Source organism: Kitasatospora sp. NE20-6, assembly GCF_045862635.1.
Window position 1 is genome coordinate 36,937 of sequence record NZ_BPRL01000058.1, and the last position, 18,794, is coordinate 55,730.

The window sequence follows — 18,794 nt, forward strand, 5'->3', positions numbered from 1 at the left end:
ATGACGCCATGACGGCACCCCCGACCACCTGGTCCCTCCGCCCCGCCGAGCTCGCCGACGTCGAGACGATGGCCGACGTACGGGCCGCGGCGCTGCGCCCGGACCTGGAGCGCCTGGGCCGGTTCGACCCGCACCGCGTGCGGCAGCGGATGCGCGACACCTTCTCGCCGGAGCACACCTCGGCGATCACCGTCGGCGGCACCGTCTCCGGCTCGGTCACCCTGCGCCCGGGCGACGACGACTGGTGGATCGAACACTTCTACCTGACACCGGAGTTGCACGGCAGTGGCATCGGCACGGCCGTGCTGCGCACACTCCTCGCCCGGACGGACGCCGACGCCCGGACCGTCCGCCTGACCGTCCTGCAGGGCAGCGCGGCACGGCGGTTGTACGAGCGCCACGGCTTCACCCTCGAACACCAGGACCCGATCGACGTGTTCATGGTGCGCCACCCCCGGCCCGCCGCCCGGTAGGCGCGCAGCCTCCGGGCGACCGGCCCGCAGCCGGGCGACCGCACGGCCTTCGCGCCCCGCGGGCGCGCGAAAGCCCGGCACCTGCCGGCCCGTTCCGCTGCGCCCGCGATCGGTACCCCTGCACGTCCGAACGGTCTTGGCCACGCCTTGACGCACAATTGACCGGTTCACGGGCGAAGCGGCGCAACGCGCGTCACTACCGTCGGGTCCATGTCACCTCTCCCCCGAACGCCGGCGATCCCGGCGGTCCCGGTGCTCCCCTACCGCAAGCCCACCCGCGGCCGCGACTTCTGGGTGATCGACGACGTGCTGCCCGACCCCGCGGCCGTCCGGGCCCGGGTGCTGGCCCGCGCCGACTGGAGCCAGGGCTACCCGCACCGGCCGGAGACCTGGCCCGGCCTGCGGACGATGCCCGGCCTGGAGCCGGACGAACTGGCGCACGTGGAAGGCCTCGTGAGGGAGGCGACGGGCGCCCGGCGGATCTGGGCGGAGACCTCCGCCGGGGGCGCGACCGTCAACCACAACTGCATCCAGGTGGTCGGCGCCGACGAGTGCGAGCCGCGCCCGCACACGGACTCGCGCGCGGTGTGCCGCTACGCCGCGGTGCTGTACCTCAGCCCGGACGCGCCGAAGGACTGCGGCACGAGCTTCTACCGCCAGCGGATGCCGGGCGGCGCGCTCGGCGGCAACATCGTGACGGCCCCGCACAACAACCTGGTGGACGCCCTCGGCACGAGGTTCGTCCCGGCGGACTCCTTCGTCGAGGACGTCCGGGTGCCGCACCGCTTCAACCGGCTGCTGCTCTACAGCGCCAACATCATCCACACCGCCACCGGCTACTGGGGCGGCTCGCTGGAGGAGCGGCGGATGACGGCGGTCTTCTTCTGGATGGCCTGACCGCGGCAGCTCCACGGACCGCACCCCGCATGCATACCTGGTATGCCCCCTCGGTATAGTCGCACCCGAACCAGCCTCCCGCACGGAAGGCGGCGCCACGGGGGGAGACTCGATGCCGGTCGGCATACCAGGAGTTCGCAGACGCACCATATCCGCGCTGGCCGCGAGCACCGCCCTCGCGGCCCTGCTCGGCGGCTGCGCCTCGTACGACACCACCACGCCCCGCAGCGCACGCGCCGCGGCCTCGGGCAGCGTCTCCGGGGACGGCACGGCCGCGCAGGCCGTCGACTGCCGCAAGGCCTCCTGCGTGGCCCTCACCTTCGACGCCGGGCCGAGCCGGTACACCCCGAAGCTGCTCGACATCCTCAAGCAGCAGGGCGCCCACGCCACCTTCTTCATGCTCGGCAAGAACCACGTCATGAAGTACCCGGACACCGTCCGGCGCCTGGTCGCCGAGGGCAACGAACCGGCGAACCACACCTGGACGCACAAGATCCTCACCGAGGTGGAGCCGGCGGAGGCCCGCGCCGAGATCGAGCGGACCGAGGACGCCGTCGAGCGGATCAGCGGCCGCAGGCCCGTCCTGATGCGCCCGCCGCAGGGCCGCACCGACGAGGACGTCTCGGCGATCTGCAAGGAGCTCGGCGTCGCCCAGGTGCTGTGGAGCGTCACCGCCAAGGACTACGCGACCGACGACTCCGAGCTCATCCGCAAGCGCGTGCGCGAGCAGGTGAAGCGGGACGGCATCATCCTGCTGCACGACATCTACCCGGGCACCGTCCCCGCCGTTCCCGGCATCCTCGCCGACCTGAAGGAGAAGGGCTACACCGTCGTGACGGTCTCGCAGCTGCTCTCCCCGGCGAGGCCGGAGCCGGGCCGCGTCTACAAGCCCTGAGACGGCACGGCCGGCCGCGCCCCTGACGGGTGCGGCCGGCCGGCCCGCTTCCTACTGGTAGACGCGGACGTAGTCCACGAGCATCTTCTGCGGGAACACGGTGCTCGCGTCCGGCGCGCCCGGCCAGTCACCGCCCACCGCGTTGTTGAGGATCAGGTAGAACGGGTGGTCGTACACCCACGGGCCGCGGGTGGTCTCCAGCACGTTGCGGTCCACGGTGAAGAAGGCGTTGCCGTCCACGTAGAACGTCATGTGGGTGGAGTCCCAGTCGACGGCGTAGGTGTGGAAGGCGCCGGCGAAGTCCTGACCCGCCAGGGTGTACGGCGCGCCGTAGCCGCCACCGCCGTTGTAGGCGGGCGCGTGCAGCGTGGAGTACACCGAGTCGGCGACCTTGCCCACGTGCTCCATGATGTCGATCTCACCCGAGTACGGCCACGCGGTGCCGTTCTTGAAGTTCGAGCCGAGCATCCAGAACGCCGGCCACAGGCCCTGCGTGCCGGTCACCTTGATCCGTGCCTCGGCGTGGCCGTACGCGAAGTCGAAGTGGCCGTAGGTGTTGATCCGGCCCGAGGTGTACTGGCAGGTCGTGCTGCCGGACAGCGGGTCGCGCGGGCAGGACGACCCCGGGGTGACCTCCTTGCGGGCCTCCAGGACGAGGTTGCCGGTGCCGTCCTGGTAGAGGTTCTTGTTGCCGGTCGTGTAGTACTCCAGCTCGTTGTTGACGCCGGCCCCGGGGTCGGTCGTCCACTTCGAGGCGTCGGGCGCCGTGCCGTTGGTGCCGTTGAACTCGTCGCTGAACACCAGGCGCGTCGCCGGGAAGGCCGGGTTCGCGGGCAGTGCCGGCGGCGTGACGGGGGCGCCGCCCGTGCCGAACACCTGGAACTCCCAGAGCGAGTAGCCGTACTGGCTCACCCGGGTGGTGCCGTACATCCGCACGTACCGGCCGGTGCCGTTCAGGTTGGAGACGGTCTCCTTGAAACCCTTGCCGGTGGTGGTGGAGTAGATGTCGGACCAGTTCGCCGCGTCGTTGGAGACCTGCAGCTTGTAGGCCGTGGCGTACGCCGGATCCCACTGCAGGATCACCTTGTGGATCGTCGCGGTGGCGCCGAGGTCGATGTAGATCCAGGCCGGGTCGCTCCACGCGCTGGTGGCCCAGCGGGTGGCCGGGTCCTGGTCGACGGCCTTGCCGGGCAGGCAGTTGCCGCACCCGCCGTCGTTCTGGCTGGTCGAGGCGAACGCCGGCTTGTTGTACGAGAGCTGGACGTCACCTCCGCCCGGGTTGGTGCCGCCGGGGGTGCCGTAGACCTGGAACTCCCAGAGCGAGTAGCCGTACTGGGTGGCCCGCGCGGTGCCGTACATCCGCACGTACCGGCCGGTGCCGTTCACGGTGAGGTTCTGCGTGCCGCCGGTGCCGGTGGTGGTGGCGTAGATGTCCGTCCAGGTGTTGCCGTCGGGCGAGGTCTGCAGCTTGAAGCCGGTGGCGTACGCGGCCTCCCACTGCAGCACGACCCGGCTCACCGTGGCGGTGGCGCCGAGGTCGACCTGGATCGACTGCGGGTCGGAGAAGGTGCTCGACCAGCGGGTGCCCGCGTTGCCGTCGACCGCCGCGGTGGCGGGGAACGCGACGTTCTCCGCGGACGTGGCGACGACCGGCTTGTTCTGCGAGAGCAGGCTCTCCGCCGCGGGGGCGGCCGAGGCGAACGGGACGAGCAGCGCGCCGACGGCCAGGGCGAGCGCCGTCAGGAGCCGGGTCAGGACCCGGCGGTGGTGGCGCTGCGGGCGCACGGCTGCGCCCGTCGGTGCCGTTGTCATGGAAACTCCAGCTGGGTGGGGGTGGTGCGGAGTCGGTACTGCGGGGTGGGTACTGCAGGTGGGGCAGTGGGGCGGATCGGGGTGCCGGGCACGGGGCACGGCGGACGGTCCGGCATCGCACGGGGCGGGCCGCGGGCCGTCGTTCGGCGGTACTCGGGATCCATGGCCGTCCTCGGGTGGGGGTGAGGCGGTGACCTGGTCGGCGGGTGGCCGGTCGTCCGTCGGTCAGGCGGACCCCCGCACGACGAGGCCGGTGGGCAGGACGAGCGCCGGGGCGGCTGGCTCGCCGGCCGCCAACCGCTGCACGCTGCGGATGAGTTGACGGCCGAGCTCGTCGATCGGCTGCCGTACGGTCGTGAGCGGGGGGTCGCACTGGCGGGCGCAGTCGACGTCGTCGAAGCCGACCACCGCGACGTCCTCCGGCACCCGCCGGCCGGCCCGCCGCAGGGTGTCGAGCGCACCGACCGCCATCTGGTCGGAGGCGGCGAACACCGCGTCGATGCGCGGCTCCTCCTTCAGCAGCCGGGCCATCGCGGCCCGGCCGCCCTCCACGGTGAAGTCGCCCTCGGCGACCAGCGGCCGGCAGCGGGCCCGGGCGGCCTCCCGCCGGTACGCGGCGAGCCGTTCGATCCCGGCGGGCATGTCGGACGGCCCGGCGACGGTCGCGATCCGCGTCCGGCCGAGTGCCCGCAGGTAGCGCACGGCGGAGGTGGCACCACCGGCGTTGTCCACCGCCACGTAGGGCAACTCCGGTCCGTGCACCGGGCGTTCGCTGCACACCACCGGCACGCCGGTACGGGCGAGGAACTCCGGCAGCGGGTCGGGGCCGTGCAGCGACGCGAGCACCACGCCGTCGACGTGCCCGGCGCGCGCGTACTGCTCGATACGCCGCCGGCCGGCCGCCGAGCCTGCCAACAGGATCACCAACTGCTCGTCGGAGGCTTCGAGTTCTTCGGTGGCACCGCGGATCAGCGTCGGGAAGAAGCCCTCGGAGAAGACCCGTGACATGCCCTCGGGCAGCACCAGGGCGTAGCAGCCGGTGCGGTGGGTGACCAGGGAGCGCGCGGCCTGGTTGGGCACGTACTGCAGGTCGGCGACGGCCCGCATCACGGCCGAGCGGCGCCGTTCGCTGACGGGGTGGGAGCCGCTGACGACCCGGGAGGCGGTGGCCCGTGACACGCCGGCGAGCTCGGCGACGTCCTCCAGGGTCGGCCGGTGCCGGTCGAGGGCGGTCAGCTCCACGGGTACTCCCTCCGTGCGGGTCGGGTCCGGTGGCATGTACGCCACCATGAGAGAGCGCTCTCTCAACTGGCGCTCAGAGACTGCCCCCGCGACAGTGCCCCTGTCAATGAGCGTGCAGCAATTGGCGGCGATCTCCGCGCGGCCACCCGCGCCACTCGAAGAGAGCGCTCTCCTCCGAGCTCCTGAGCTGCCGTGCCGAAGGACCTGCCTGCGCTGCCTGCGCTGCCTGCGCGCCTACCGGCCGGCCCGCCCCGAGGTCGACACCCCCAGGACCGGCACCCGTCGGCCCCGGCACCCAGGAACCGACCCTCGCGGACCGACACCCGTCGGCCCCGGCAGCAGCCCGGCGGTCCCGCCCCGCGCATGGGCGCGAGGCGGGGGCGGGGCGAGGGCAGGGCGGGGGGCCAAGCAGCGGCGGGCAAGCGGCCGGGAAGGGGCTCCTACGCGGTCTGCCGCACCACGAGCGTCGGGCGGAAGACCACCATCGGCATCGTCTTCGCCGGTTCCGCGATCTGCCGGAGCACCAGCCGGGCCATCTCCGAGGCCATGTCCTCCACCGGCTGCCGCACCGTGGTCAGCTTCGGGTCGCAGGCCAGCGCGGCACTGCTGTCGTCGAAGCCGATCACCGCGACGTCCTCCGGCACCCGCCGTCCGCTGCGCGAGAGCACGGGCAGCGCCCCGAGGGCCATGAGGTCGGAGGCGATGAACACCCCGTCCAGGTCGGGGCAGCGCTCCAGCAGGTGGCGCATCGCCGCGCCGCCGCCGTCCTGGGTGAAGTCGCCCTCCACGTGCACCGGTTCGCCGTGGCCGTGCGCGGCGAGCGCGTCACGGAAGCCCGAGAGCCGCTCCCGGCTGGCGGGCATGTCGAGCGGGCCGGTGATCGTCGCGATCCGCCGGCGTCCGAGCCCCACCAGGTGGTCCACCGCCAGCCGGACGCCCTCGCGCTGGTCCACGTCCACGTAGGCGATCGGGCAGGAGGAGGCCGGGCGCGAGGCCAGGACCGCCGGGATCCGTGCCTCGGTGAGCCACTGCGGCAGTGGGTCCACGGTGTTGGAGGACACCAGGATCACGCCGTCGACGTGCCCCTGCCGCAGGTAGCCGAGGAGCTGGCTGCGCGACTCGCTGTCGTCCGCCAGCATCAGCACCATCTGCATCCCCTGCGGGCGCAGCACCTGGATGACACCGCTCACCACCCGCCCGAAGTGCGGGTCGGTGAACATCCGGCCGACGAACGGGTCGAGCGGCTGGTTGCGGCGCTCCGCCTCGGAGACCACCAGGGCCACCGAGTTGGTGCGCCGGGTCACGAGCGAGCGGGCGGCGGAGTTCGGCACGTAGTTGGTCGCGGCAACGGCCTCCTCGACGACCCGCCGCAGCTCGGGATCGACGGTGGACTTGCCGTTCACGACCCGCGAGACGGTCGCGCGGGACACGCCGGCCACCTTCGCGACGTGTTCCAAGGTCACAGGTCGGGTGGACGGCGGCAGATCGGTGGTCACGCAGCAGTTATACCTCCTGCGCATGCCGCCGCGGCGCCCCCCTCCCGTACGGCTGTCCGGCATCCGCCACCGCCACGGCCCGCCGGGGCCTCCGGCGGCCCCGGTCCGCGGTCTCCGGGCCGCCCCCGCGACGGCTTCCGGGGGCGGCGGCCGACCCGTCGGACGGCCCGGCGGCGGCACCCTCCGGCCGGGTCGGGCTCACCGCTCGCGGCGCGGCACCGCCAGCCACACGGCCAGCACGACGAGGAAGGAGAGGGCGGAGAAGCCGGTGCACCACCAGGCGGTGGCCGTGTGCCCGGCCATGAAGGCGTCGGTGGCGACGGTCAGGGCCCACAGCTGGCCGATCACGACGGTGGCCGCGAGCACGACCCGGGCGCTGAGCATCGCGGAGCGCTCCGGCTCGTGCTCGCCGCCCGCACCGGGGCCGGGCCCGGTCGCGCGGATCCGGGGGTCGGCGTAGCCGCTGGTGGCCCGGATCTGCGGGTACCGCTCGTGGACGGGCCGGTTGAGCGCGGGCTCGGCGCTGCCCGGACGGTAGGCGCCGCCCGGCCCCTGGGCGCCGCCGGGCGCGGGGGCCGGTTCTGCGGGCCCGTCCTCGGGCGTGGTCATGATCCGCTCCCGCAGTCGATCCGGTCGGCGAGGTCCGGGTCGCGTTCGCGCAGGCCGCGGCAGAGTCCGGTGCGGTCGCTCTCGCCGGAGCGGGCGGTGCCGACCGCCCAGACGGCCCCGCGGGCGTCTTCCACGAGCAGCACCCGGGGCAGCGCCCGCGGGGGCGGCCCGGCCGTGACCTCGCCGGTGCGGATGTCGAACTCGCCTTCGTGGCAAGGGCAGTACAGGTCGCCGTCGGGTCCGTGGTCGGGCCGGCGGACGACTCCGCAGGCGAGGTGGGTGCAGATCGTCGACCAGCCGACGAGGGTGCCGTCGGCGAGGCGGACGGCCACCGCGTGGTCGTCCGCGCCGGGGTAGGCGAAGGCGACGGCCTGGCCGCGGGTGATCCGGTCGGCGATCCGGACGGGGGTGGCGGCGCCGTCGCCGTGCCGGGGCAGTACGCCTGCGGCGACGGCGGTGGAGCCGACGGCGAGACCCCCGGAGACGGTGGCGACGATGCGGAGGTAGTCGCGGCGGGTGGTGAGGGAGTCGGCGGCGATGCGGTCGACCAGGGCCGTGTGCTCCGACGGCAGGGTGCCGCCGGTGGCGCCGTCGGCCGGGCGGGGGTCGGGCGTGCTCATCGGCCGGCCCCGTTCCCCGGTACGGCGCGCCCGTTCACCTCGACGAGCGGCAGGAGGCCGCCGGGCACGGGGGCACGGTGCTCGGCGGGCACCACCATGGCGACGCCGGTGGAGATCACGGTGTCGCCGAAGGCGAAGTAGGAGGAGACGTCCACGCCCGGCCGCTCGTTCCGGAGTTCCTCCAGGGTGCCGTAGAAGAGCGCGCCGGTCGGGCAGACGGTGGCGCACATCGGCGCGAGCCCGTAGGAGGTTCGGTCGTAGCAGAGGTTGCACTTCATCTGGAGCTTCGCCTCCAGGTCGATCTTCGGAACGCCGAAGGGGCAGGCGCTGACGCAGTTGCCGCAGCCGATGCAGCGGGTGGGGTCGGCCTCCTGCACGACGCCGTCGGCGGTGACGAGGATGGCGTCGGCGGGGCACACCTGGGCGCACGGGGCGACGGGGTCCTCGCAGTGCATGCAGACGGTGGGCAACGAGGCCACGGAGTGCCCCTCGTCGGGGTAGTCGAGGTGGATCATCGAGGTGCCGCGGTGCGAGTCGCATTCGCGGCAGGCGGAGACGCAGGCCTGGCAGCCGATGCAGCGGCCGGGGTCGATGAAGATGGTCCTGCCGAGCATCCGGTCAGCCCCTCTCGGCGGTGCCGCGGCCCTGCGGGGCGGTCGGCGGCAGCAGGTCGGCGGACGGGGTCCGGGCCCCTGGCCGGGTGTCGTGGCCGGGCGGGACGGGCGGTTCGGGCGGGGCGGGCGCGCCGTCCGGGTCGTCCGCACGCTCGATGCGGACGGCGCAGACCTTGTACTCGGGGATCTTGGAGCGCGGGTCGAGGGCGTCGATGGTGAGCTGGTTGGCCGCGACGGGGTGGGGCCAGTGGTAGGGCACGAAGACGTGGTCGGCGCGGATCGCCTCGGTGACCAGGGCGGGCAGCACGGTGCTGCCCCGCCGGGTGACCACCCGCACCGGGTCGCCGCTGCGGAAGCCGTGCGAGGGGTGCACCTCGACCCAGGGCCGCGGGGTCTGCTCGACGAGGCCGTCGAGGCGGCGGGTCTGGTTGCCGGAGAGGAAGTGCGCGACCGTGCGGCCGGTGGTGAGCCGCATCGGGTAGTCGTCGTCGAACGGGTCGGCGGGCGGGTGCCACCCGACGACCTGCAGGTGCACCTTGCCGTCGGGGTGGTACGTCCGGCCGTCCTCGAACAGCCTTGGTGTGCCCGGGTGTTCCGTGGTGGGGCAGGGCCAGGCGATGCCGCCGGTCTCCTCCAGCCGCTCGTAGGTGATGCCGGCGTAGTCGATGACGGTGCCGGCGGAGGCGCGGCGCAGTTCCTCGAAGACCTCGCGGGAGCCGGCGAAGTCGAACTTGTCGCCGGCGCCGAGCCGCCGGGCGAGTTCGCAGAGCACCCAGGTGTCGGTGCGGACGCCGGGCGGCGGTTCCTGCGCCTTGTTGTGCTTGACGACGCGGGCCTCGGCGTTGGCCATCACGCCCTCGTCCTCGGCCCAGGTGGTGACGGGGAAGACCACGTGCGCGTTGGCCGCGGTCTCGGAGAGGAAGAAGTCGCACTGTGCGTGGAAGTCGAGGGTGTCGTAACCCTCCTTGACCACCGCGTAGTTGGGCAGGGAGACGAAGGGGTTGTTGCAGACGCCGAGCAGGCCGCGGATCTCGCGGCCGCTCATCTGGTGCACCATCTCCATCATGGACGTTCCGGCGGTGGGGAGTTCGGCTTCGTCGATGCCCCAGATCTCGCTGATGCGGCGGCGGTGGCCGGGGTCGAGGATGGAACGGCCGCCGGGCAGGAGGTCGGCCTTCTGGCCGTGTTCACGGCCGCCCTGCCCGTTGCCCTGGCCGGTGATGGTGCCGTAACCGCGGCCCGGCCGGCCGAGGTTGCCGGTGGCGGTGCACAGGTTGATCACGGAGAGGCAGTTCTCCACGCCCTGGGTGTGGTGCTCGATGCCGCGCGCGTGCCAGGCCATCGCCCGCGGCGCGCCGGCGAACAGCCGGGCCACCTGCACGATCTGTTCGGCCGGGATGCCGCAGATCTCGGCGGCCCGTCCGGGGGTCCAGGCGGCGACCTCCGCCTTGACCTCCTCCCAGCCGGTGGTGTGCCCGGCGAGGAACGGCTCGTCGGTGAGGCCTTCCTGGACGACGACGTGGAGGACCGCGTTGAAGAAGGCCGCGTCGGTGCCGGAGCGCAGGGCCACGTGCACGTCGGCGGTGCGGGCGACGGCCGTCTCGCGGGGGTCGACGACGATGAGCACGGCTCCGCGGTCGCGGGCGCCCCAGACGTACTGGGTCATGACGGGGAAGCACTCGCCGACGTTGGAACCGGCGATCAGCAGGCAGTCGGTCTGCAGGATGTCGGCGAACGGGTTGGCGGCCCGGTCGATGCCGAAGGCGAGCTTGTTGGCGCCGGCGGCGCTGACCATGCACAGCCGTCCGTTGTAGTCGACGTGCCGGGTCCGCAGTGCGACCCGGGCGAACTTGCCGACCAGGTAGGTCTTCTCGGTGAAGAGGCTGGCGCCGCCGAGCATGCCGAAGGCGTCCCGGCCGTACTCGGTCTGGATCTGCCGGATGCGGTCGGCGGTGTGGTCGAGCGCCTCCTCCCAGCCGACCTCGCGGAACGGCTCGTCGCGGGTGCGGCGCAGCAGCGGGGCGGTGAGCCGGTCGGGGTGGTTGACCTGTTGGTAGGCGTTGATGCCCTTGGGGCACAGGCGCATCCGGTTGATGTCGTGGTTGCGGGGCTCGACGCCGAAGACCTTGCCGCCGGCGTCGACGCGCAGGTACATGCCGCACTGCACGCCGCAGAAGCAGCAGTGGGTGGGGACGAGCGTCTGCTCGCCGAGGCCGGCGCGCCATCCGGCGGTGGACGGGCTTCCGGCGTCGTGGAACAGCCGGGCGCCGGGCGGGGCGAGGACGGGGTCGAGGCGGCCGTCGGCGGCGGGCGGCCGGTTCACCGGAACCCCCGCTTCACCTGGGCGAGGTAGGCGCTGCCGCGCAGCACGCGTTTGCAGCGCGGGCAGGTCTCGGCCCAGGCGTCGAAGTCGAGGTGCAGGTCGCGCATGGTGCCGCGGAGGTTGGCGACGTACGCGGCGGTGTCGACCGGGCGGCCGCAGTTGCGGCAGGGGAAGGGCTCGCCGTCGGTGCGGGAGACCAGCTTGAAGAGCTGCATGCCGACGGCGGCGGGCCGTTGGGCGATGTGGAAGAACTTGCCGAACGGCAGGTGGACCAGGGTGAGGACGACGGACGCCATGTGCAGCACCGAGAGGAACTGGTAGCCGCCGCCGTGCAGGAGGATCTCGGAGAAGGTGAGCAGCAGGCCGGTTACGGAGACGGTGATCAGGGCGAGCAGCGGGACGAGGTCGTAGCCGAAGCGCTGGCCGGTGGTGGCCTGCCGGTCGTGCAGGCGGCGCCACAGGAAGTAGCCGCTCCCGGCGACGACCATCACGGCGGCGAGGTCGAGGCCGTGGTAGAGCACCCAGCCGAGGAGGCTGTCGTAGGTGAAGCCGAGGACGGCGACGCCCCACAGGCGCATGCGGTAGCCGGGGCCGTCGGGTCCGACGGCGGTGAAGGTGAACCAGCCCCAGGTCAGCGGGAAGGTGATGGCCGCGGCCAGCAGGCAGCCCCAGAAGACGAGTTGGTGCGCGGCCCAGCGGGCGTGCGAGCGGGCGCCGAGGAACTTCTGGAAGCCGAGGTAGGTGAGCGCGAGCCGGGGCAGTGCGGTGGGGGCGCGACGGAGGTTCTGCCAGGACAGCGCGGAGGCCCAGCCCCGGCGGAAGAGGCGGCGGGCCGCCGGGGCGGAGATCCAGACGGTGTACCGGTAGGCGATGCCGAAGGCGAGGAAGACCGTCGCGACGGCGTAGGGCACGAGGGCGGAGTCGAAGTCCCGGAGCCCGCGGCTGCCGAGCACGATCGCCACGATCAGCAGGGCAGCGACGGCGGCCCCGGCGAGCGAGGCCCGGAGGGCCGTCCGGGGTGGCGGGGCCGGTTCGGGCACCGGCGGGGGCGCCTCCGGCGCCGGGTCCGTCCGGGTCGTCGTCGCCACCCTGTGCCTCCCGCCGTCGCACGCCACCGGTCGCGACGACCGTATGCGCGCACGGGCGGCCGGGCCTGCCGGGTCGGCCGGGCGGGTGAGCGGCCGGCCGGGTGAGCGGGTGAGGCAGCGCGGGTGAGCGGGCGGCCGGGCGAGGCAGGGCGGGCCGGGTCGGGCGGGGCGGGGCGGGGTCAGGGCAGCGGGCGGACGACGGTGCCGTCCTCGCGCGCGCCCTCGACGTCCGGCCGGCCGGTCGGCGGCCGGTCGAGCGCGAGGGTGTGGTCGGCGGCGGTGCGGTCGGCCCGGCCGCCGTCGCCGTGCACGGTGAGGCGGGTGATGCGGCGGCTGCTCGCGACGAGCAGCAGGTCGCGTCCGTCGGGGGCGTGCCAGCGGCTCCAGGCCACGGCGTCCTGGTCGAAGCGGCTGCAGGCGCGTCCCTCGGCGGCGCCGGTGCGGACGGCCCCGGGGGCGCCGGGCAGCAGGAGTGCGGTGGTGGCGGCGCCGGTGCCGTTCCAGCGGTCGGTGCGCAGGCAGACCCAGGAGGCGGTGCCGGCCCGGGCGGGCAGCGGCTGCTCGGCGAAGGCCCACGCGTTGAGGGATTTCACGCCGGGGGCGGGGGCGGGCAGGGTGCAGGCGCTGCGGGCCCACGTGGTGAGGGCGTCGGTGCCGGTCGCCTCGCGCGGGACACGGGCGATCCCGGCGGAGGGCGGCGGCAGGTAGGTGAGATGGGCCGGGGCGAGGCCGCCGGTGTCGGCGAGCAGGAAGGCGTGCTTCTCGGCGACGGTGGGCGCGGAGCGGAGTTGCAGCACGGGCTGCCGGCCGCAGTCGCCGGAGGGCAGCGGCACGGGGCCGGTGACGCCGTCGCGGCGGTCGACCTCGCGGGCCGGGCGGTCCGGCTCCCGCAGCTCGCGCAGTTCGGCGGTGTCGACCCAGGGGGCGAGGAGGTAGCGCACGGTGCCGTCGCCGCGGTGGAGGGCGAGGGCGGCGGCGGTGGTCACGTCGGCGTCGTCGGCGCGGGCGAGGGTGAGTCCGGCGCCGTCGGCCCAGTGGGCGATCCGGGTGCCGTCGTACAGCAGGACGACGGGTGTGCCGTCGACCGTGCCGGCGTAGAGGAGGTGCGGCGGTGCGGCGGGGGGTCCGTCGGGGGTGCCCGGCTCCGGGCGGGCGGCGGTGCCGGACCGCCAGGCGCCGAGGGCCCGGCCGAGCAGGGCGGTGTCCGCGGTGCGGTCGCCGCGGGCGGGCCAGACGCCGTGGTCGAGGCGGGCGCTGCGGGTCCAGGCGTCTGCGTCGACGCGGACGAGCACGGAGGGGTCGGCGGTGCGGGCGGCGGTGCGGTGGGCGGCGCTGTCGGAGGAGGGCAGCCGGGTGGCGGGGGCCTGGACCTCGCCGGTGACGGCCCCGGCGACGGCGAGGAGGGAGACGAGCAGCGCGGCGGCGCCGGTGAGGCGGGCGGCGCGGCGGCGGCGGATGAGGTCGCCCGGCTGGACCCGCACCGTGCAGGGGTCGAAACGTTCCTCCTCCCACCCGTCGGCGAGGTCCGCGGGTACGGCGGCGGCCTCGCGGCGGGCCCGGGCGGGCCGGCTCTCCCCGGCGCGGACGAGCAGCGAGGAGACCTCCGCGGCAGGCAGCCCCTCGACGACGCGCAGCGCGTACGCGGCCCGGCCGGAGGGGCTGAGCCGGTCGAGGGCGCGGTCGAGCGCGAGGGCCTCGCCGCCGCCGTCGGCGGTGGTCAGGCGCAGGCCCCAGACCTGCGGGAGGGTCTGCGGGCGGGGCGGGCGGCGGGCGGCCGTGAGGGCGCCGCGGACGACGCGTTCGCGCAGCAGCCCGTACAGCTCCTCGGCGGGGCCGCGCCGGGCGGAGTGCCAGGGCCGGCCGGCCAGGGCGCGCTGGGTGACGGCATGGGCGAGCAGCAGGCGCCGGCCCCGGTCGCTGCCGGCGGGGAGCACGAGGTAGGCGATCCGGGCGAGGCGGCGGTAGTTGACGACCAGCACCTCCTCCGCGTCGCTCTGCACGGCGCGGCCGGCGGGAGCGGGCGCGGCCCGGCGCAGGGTGGGGCGGTCCATGGGCGCACGCTCCGGTGGCTCGCGGGACGACAACAGCCGGGGACGGACTGCAGATCATCCAACGAGTGGATCATGCGATGGTTTCGGGGCCCCCGGTCGCCGGGATGGGCTGCTCGGACCAGACCGTCTTGCCCCGCCCGCCGTAGCGGGTGCCCCAGCGGCGGCTGAGGTGCATCACGAGGAAGAGTCCGCGGCCGCCCTCGTCGCCGCTGCGGGCGAGGCGCATCTGCGGCGAGGCGGAGTTGCCGTCGGTGACCTCGCAGACCAGGCCGCGGTCGCGGATCAGCCGCAGCCGCACGGGCCCTTCGCCGTACCGGATGGCGTTGGTGACGAGCTCGCTGACGATCAGCTCGGTGTCGTCGACGAGGTCGGGCAGGCCCCAGGCGGTGAGCTGCTGGGCGGCCAGGGTGCGGGCGGTGGCGACCACGGCGGCGTCCGCGGGGAGTGTCCAGAGCGCGACCCGGTCGGCGCCGAAGACCCGCGTCCGGGCGAGCAGCAGCAGGGCGTCCTCGTCGAGCCGCTGCGGCACGGCGGCGTACGCCACGTCGTCGCAGAGCTCCTGCAGGGTGCGGTCCGGGTGGGCGAGCACCCGGCGCAGCCGTTCGCCGCCGCCGAGCAGGTCGGCGTCGCTGCCGGCGGCCAGGCCGCGGGTGTGCAGGGCGAGCAGGGTGCCGGGCGCGAGCTCGCCGCCGACCACCTCGTACCCGCCGCCGCCGCCGCGGCCGAGCGGGGCGCCGGCGGGGACGGCGAAGGGCACCGGTTCGCCGTCCGCGGCGGTGACGACGGGCGGCGGGTGGCCGGCCGCGGCTGCGGTGAGCCGCCCGCCGACGGGGTCGTACACCAGGTACAGGCAGGTCGCGACGACGGGCGGCTCGCCCGGTTCGAGGACGGCCTCGGCGGCGAGGCGCTCCACGGTCTCGTCGAGGGAGGCGAGCAGTTCGTCCGGGGCGAGGTCCTGGCGGGCCAGCGTCTGGACGACGGTCCGCAGCTGCCCCATGGTGGCGGCGGACTCGACGCCGCGCCCGGCGACGGTGCCGCAGACGAGTGCGACCCGCGCCCCGGAGAGCGGCACCACGTCGAACCAGTCGGCGCCGGCGTCGCCCGACAGGTGCAGGAACGCGGTCTCGACGGCGGGCAGTTCGGGTGGCCGGACGGGCAGCAGCCGCCGCTGCAGCGCGGTCGCGACGGTCCGCTCGCCGACGTACTGGCGGGCCCGGTCGATGCTCAGGGCCGTGCGGTCGGCGAGCTCGGAGGCGAGTTCGAGGTCCTGGGCGTCGAAGGGCTGCGAGTCGCCGGTGCGCAGGAACACCGCGAGGCCCAGGGCGATGCCGTGCAGGGTGAGCGGCGCGACGATCAGCGAGTGCACCCTCGCGTCGGTGAGGCGGCGGGCTCTCTCCGGGTCGGTCGCCAGCCAGGGCTCGTCCGGGGTGAGGCGGCCGATCAGCCGCGGGCGCCGGTCCTGCAGGCTCTGGGTGAACGGCGTCGGGAAGGGGAGCGAGCTCAGCGCGCCCCCGGGGCCGGTGCGGCCGTCGGCGGACCGGAAGGCGGCGCGGCGCAGCGGCGTGTGCGGCGGCAGCGGGCCGGGCCGGAGCCGTCGCCCGCGGACGACGTCGTCGAGCAGTTCGACGACGACGGTGTCGGCGAAGCGGCCCGTCGCGACCTCGGCGAGCTCCTCGGCGGTCACCGTGGCGTCGAGGGTGCTGCCGATGATCCGCTGGGCGTCGTGGACGAGGCCGAGCCGCCCGACGGCGGCCTGCTGCGCGGTGATGTCCTCGACGATGGCGGCGATGCCGAGCACCCGTCCGCCCGGCGCCTGGAGGCGGAACATCGACACGGCGACGACCATCCGGAAGTCGGGCTCGCCCTGGACGTAGCCGTCGAAGACCTGGCCGCGGACGGCGTTGCCGGTGGCCAGCACGGTACGGGCCACCGCGGTGACCTGCTCGGTGGGGAACCCGGGGGCGAACTCCTCCACCGTGCGGCCGAGCACGGAGTCCTCCGTCCGGCCGCGCATGCCGCGCGCGGCGGTGTTGAAGCGCAGCACCCGCAGTTCGGTGTCCAGGACGAACAGGCCGGCCGGGGCGCGGGTGAACAGCGCCTCCAGCAGTGCATCGTCGGTGCTCTCCCGGTCGGTCCGCTGCACGGCGCCCTCCTTTCGTGCTCGGGCTTTCGTGCTCGGGCCAGGTCTCCACCTTCCCAGTGCGGCCCGGCGGGGCAACTCGGCCGGGCGCGGGCACGGGGGTGGGCGTGCGGGTGGGCGTGGGGGTGCAGCGTCCTGCGGAGGCCGCGAGGATGGGGGCGGGGCCCCGGGCGGGAAGGTGGTGACGCCGTGCCGGACGACGGCGCGTGGCAACGGCTTCCGTCACCGCTCCGCGAGCTGCTGGAGGGCACTCCGGGCGCGGTGGGCGTGCTCGACCCGGAGCTGCGCTACCTGTACGTCAACCCGGCGCTCGCCCGGATCAACGGCGCGCCCGCCGACGCGCACATCGGCCGGACGATCACCGAGATGGTGCCGGGCATCGACGCCCGGGTGGACGTGCTCCGGGCCGTCCTCGACGACGGCGTCCCCCGCGAGACGACGTCCAGCGGGCACACCCGCGCGCGCTCACCGCTCGCCCGGCGGTACTTCCACGGCGCGTACCACCGGCTGGAGGTCGACGGGAAGGTGGTCGGCCTGGCCGGGATCCTGCTGGAGGTCACGGCCTCGCGGCAGCAGCAGCACGAGCTGGAGCAGGCCCGCGAGCGGCTCGCGATGCTCGACAGGGCCTCCGCACGGATCGGCACCACCCTGGACATGGACACCACCTGCGCGGAACTCGCGGCGTTCCTCGTCCCGGTGCTCGGGGACGCCGCGACGGTGGAGATCCTGCCGCCGGACGACACGTCCGCCGCCCGCGGTGCCGCTCCGGGCCTGCTGCGGCTGCGCCGGGCGTCCGTGGTCGTCGCCCCGCACCTGGCGGCGCTGGTCCGCGACATCGGCCCGGCCGGGGAGTACGTCGACTACCGGCCCGGGTCGCCGACCCGGCGGGCACTGGAGTCCGGCCGCCCGGTGATCGAGAACCTGCCCGGGGCGGACCGGGTCCGGCGTGCCGTGTCGCATCCGGGCAGGGCCGCCGCGTACCGCTCGGCGGGCGTGCACTCGGAGCTGGTGGCGCCGCTGGTGGCGCGCGGCCGTCGGCTGGGCACGGCGACGCTGCTGCGGGCGGGCGCGTCCCCGCCGTTCACCGAGGACGACGCCGTGGTGGCCGCCGACCTCGCGCTGCGCGCCGCGGTGACCCTCGACAACGCCCGCCGGTTCACCCGCGAGCACAGCATCGCCCTCGACCTCCAGCGGGCGCTGCTGTCCGAGCCGGGTGCGCCTCCACCGGGCCTGGACGTGGCGTTCCGCTACCGCCCGGCCGGTACGAGCGCACTCGTGGGCGGCGACTGGTACGAGACGGTGGCGCTGCCCGACGGCACCGCCCTGCTGGCGATCGGCGACGTGATGGGCCACAGTCTGGAGGCCGCCGTGGACATGAGCCGCTACCAGGCGATGCTGCGGATGGTCGCGACGGAGGGCCTGTCGCCCGGCCCGATCCTCGACCGGATGGACCGGCTGATGTCCCCGCTCGACCCGGGCCGCCCGGCGACCTGCCTGGCGGTGGTGGTGGACCCGGCGACGGGCGCGTGCGTGTACGCCAGCGCGGGCCACCTGCCGCCGGCCCTGGTGGCGCCGGACGGCACGGTGACGCTGCTGCCCGTCGACCCCGGGCCGCCGCTCGCGACGGGCTTCGGCGGCTTCCCGGAGGCCACGGCGCTGTGCCCGCCCGGGCACCACCTGCTGCTGTACACCGACGGGCTGGTGGAGCGGCGCGACGAGTCCATCGACGCCTCGCTGGCCCGGCTGACCCGGCTGCGGCTGCCGCCGGGCGCGAACGCCGAACAGCTCCTGGACGCCGTGCTGGCGGGCCTGGCACCGGCCGCGGACGACGACGTGGCGATGCTGGCCGCCTCGCCGCGGGCGGGCTGATCAGGGGCTACCCGCGCGGTTCGCCGTACCAGCGCCAGGTGGTGGGGCGGGGGCGGCCGGGGAGGTCGGCGCGGCCGGTCGCCCAGAGGAGCGTGGGCCAGCGGTCGGTGTCGGCCGGGGCGTCGGGGAAGAGCCGGTGCAGCGCCCGTGCGCAGAGCTCCGCGGGCGGCTCCCAGGCGACGCCGAGGCCGCGGGCGAGGTCGTCGAGGTGCACGAGCGTCTCGACGACGCCCATCGCGGCGAAGCCCTCCGGGTCGGCGGCGCCGAAACCGTGGTGCGCGCGGACCTCCGGCCCGGTGGTGCGCACCACCGCGGCGAGCATCGCCCCGCAGGCCTCCAGCACCTGCACGAGCCCGGCCGGGCCGGCGGCGCGCTCGGCGAAGATCACGTTGGCCGGGCCGCCGGGCCGGTCGCGGCGCCACACGAACGGCACCTCGCGGTCGCGCGGCGGCTGCCCGGGGCCGAGCTGCGCGGCGTACGCGAAGAGGTCGTCGGCGAGGTGCTCGGCCGTCTCCCAGCAGTCCCAGGTGAGCGGACCGGCCGGGACGGACCAGTCGGCGTCCAGGGCGCCCCGCAGGGCGGCGGTGCCGAGACGGACGGCCTCGGCCACGTCGTCGGCGGTGACCGGGTCCGGAGGCGACGATCCGTCGAGGTGAGGCATGCGG

General features: G+C 75.0%; 15 protein-coding genes. 4 read left to right on the top strand and 11 right to left on the bottom strand.

Annotated features, from left to right (window positions below):
• The first annotated feature begins 8 nt into the window (after positions 1 to 8).
• The 3 genes from SNE206_RS30880 (at position 9) to SNE206_RS30890 (ending at position 2,265) form a co-directional block, all read left to right on the top strand.
• Entirely contained in the window at positions 9 to 473 is a 465-nt protein-coding gene (locus SNE206_RS30880) for an N-acetyltransferase family protein (RefSeq protein WP_407916832.1), read from the top strand.
• Positions 474 to 683: 210 nt separating this feature from the next.
• A complete protein-coding gene (locus SNE206_RS30885) occupies positions 684 to 1,370 on the top strand; it encodes a DUF6445 family protein (protein WP_407916833.1) in 687 nt (228 codons plus the stop codon).
• A gap of 112 nt (positions 1,371 to 1,482) precedes the next feature.
• Positions 1,483 to 2,265: a polysaccharide deacetylase family protein gene (locus SNE206_RS30890; RefSeq protein ID WP_407916834.1), complete on the top strand. Its 783-nt coding sequence runs from the start codon at positions 1,483 to 1,485 to the stop codon at positions 2,263 to 2,265.
• A gap of 51 nt (positions 2,266 to 2,316) precedes the next feature.
• On the opposite strand, the gene SNE206_RS30895 is transcribed toward SNE206_RS30890, so the two are convergent.
• From SNE206_RS30895 to SNE206_RS30940, 10 genes are all read right to left on the bottom strand, one after another.
• Positions 2,317 to 4,077, bottom strand: a complete 1,761-nt coding sequence (locus SNE206_RS30895) for a discoidin domain-containing protein (protein WP_407916835.1) — start codon at positions 4,075 to 4,077, stop codon at positions 2,317 to 2,319.
• 225 nt (positions 4,078 to 4,302) lie between these two features.
• Complete coding sequence (locus SNE206_RS30900; RefSeq protein WP_407916836.1) at positions 4,303 to 5,319, bottom strand: LacI family DNA-binding transcriptional regulator; 1,017 nt, start codon at positions 5,317 to 5,319, stop codon at positions 4,303 to 4,305.
• 440 nt (positions 5,320 to 5,759) lie between these two features.
• Positions 5,760 to 6,815, bottom strand: a complete 1,056-nt coding sequence (locus tag SNE206_RS30905) for a LacI family DNA-binding transcriptional regulator (protein WP_407916837.1) — start codon at positions 6,813 to 6,815, stop codon at positions 5,760 to 5,762.
• Positions 6,816 to 7,013: 198 nt separating this feature from the next.
• Entirely contained in the window at positions 7,014 to 7,424 is a 411-nt protein-coding gene (locus tag SNE206_RS30910) for a hypothetical protein (RefSeq protein WP_407916838.1), read from the bottom strand.
• Positions 7,421 to 8,044, bottom strand: a complete 624-nt coding sequence (locus SNE206_RS30915; protein ID WP_407916839.1) for a Rieske (2Fe-2S) protein — start codon at positions 8,042 to 8,044, stop codon at positions 7,421 to 7,423. Before SNE206_RS30915 ends, SNE206_RS30910 begins: the two co-directional genes overlap by 4 nt.
• On the bottom strand, positions 8,041 to 8,658 hold the full coding sequence (locus SNE206_RS30920) for a 4Fe-4S dicluster domain-containing protein (protein ID WP_407916840.1): 618 nt from the start codon (positions 8,656 to 8,658) through the stop codon (positions 8,041 to 8,043). Before SNE206_RS30920 ends, SNE206_RS30915 begins: the two co-directional genes overlap by 4 nt.
• 4 nt (positions 8,659 to 8,662) lie before the next feature.
• The gene (locus SNE206_RS30925) at positions 8,663 to 10,981 is read right to left on the bottom strand and encodes a molybdopterin oxidoreductase family protein (protein WP_407916841.1); all 2,319 of its coding nucleotides are present in this window, start codon (positions 10,979 to 10,981) and stop codon (positions 8,663 to 8,665) included.
• Positions 10,978 to 12,069, bottom strand: a complete 1,092-nt coding sequence (locus tag SNE206_RS30930) for an MFS transporter (protein WP_407916842.1) — start codon at positions 12,067 to 12,069, stop codon at positions 10,978 to 10,980. Before SNE206_RS30930 ends, SNE206_RS30925 begins: the two co-directional genes overlap by 4 nt.
• A gap of 179 nt (positions 12,070 to 12,248) precedes the next feature.
• Positions 12,249 to 14,120 (bottom strand): hypothetical protein, encoded by a 1,872-nt coding sequence (locus SNE206_RS30935; RefSeq protein ID WP_407916843.1) that lies wholly within the window; start codon positions 14,118 to 14,120, stop codon positions 12,249 to 12,251.
• A gap of 70 nt (positions 14,121 to 14,190) precedes the next feature.
• Positions 14,191 to 16,263, bottom strand: a complete 2,073-nt coding sequence (locus SNE206_RS30940; RefSeq protein WP_407916844.1) for a SpoIIE family protein phosphatase — start codon at positions 16,261 to 16,263, stop codon at positions 14,191 to 14,193.
• A gap of 186 nt (positions 16,264 to 16,449) precedes the next feature.
• Here SNE206_RS30940 and SNE206_RS30945 point away from each other — a divergent pair, with 186 nt between their 5' ends.
• Entirely contained in the window at positions 16,450 to 18,129 is a 1,680-nt protein-coding gene (locus SNE206_RS30945; RefSeq protein WP_407916845.1) for a SpoIIE family protein phosphatase, read from the top strand.
• Positions 18,130 to 18,136: 7 nt separating this feature from the next.
• On the opposite strand, the gene SNE206_RS30950 is transcribed toward SNE206_RS30945, so the two are convergent.
• Positions 18,137 to 18,790: a hypothetical protein gene (locus tag SNE206_RS30950; RefSeq protein ID WP_407916846.1), complete on the bottom strand. Its 654-nt coding sequence runs from the start codon at positions 18,788 to 18,790 to the stop codon at positions 18,137 to 18,139.
• Positions 18,791 to 18,794 lie beyond the last annotated feature (4 nt).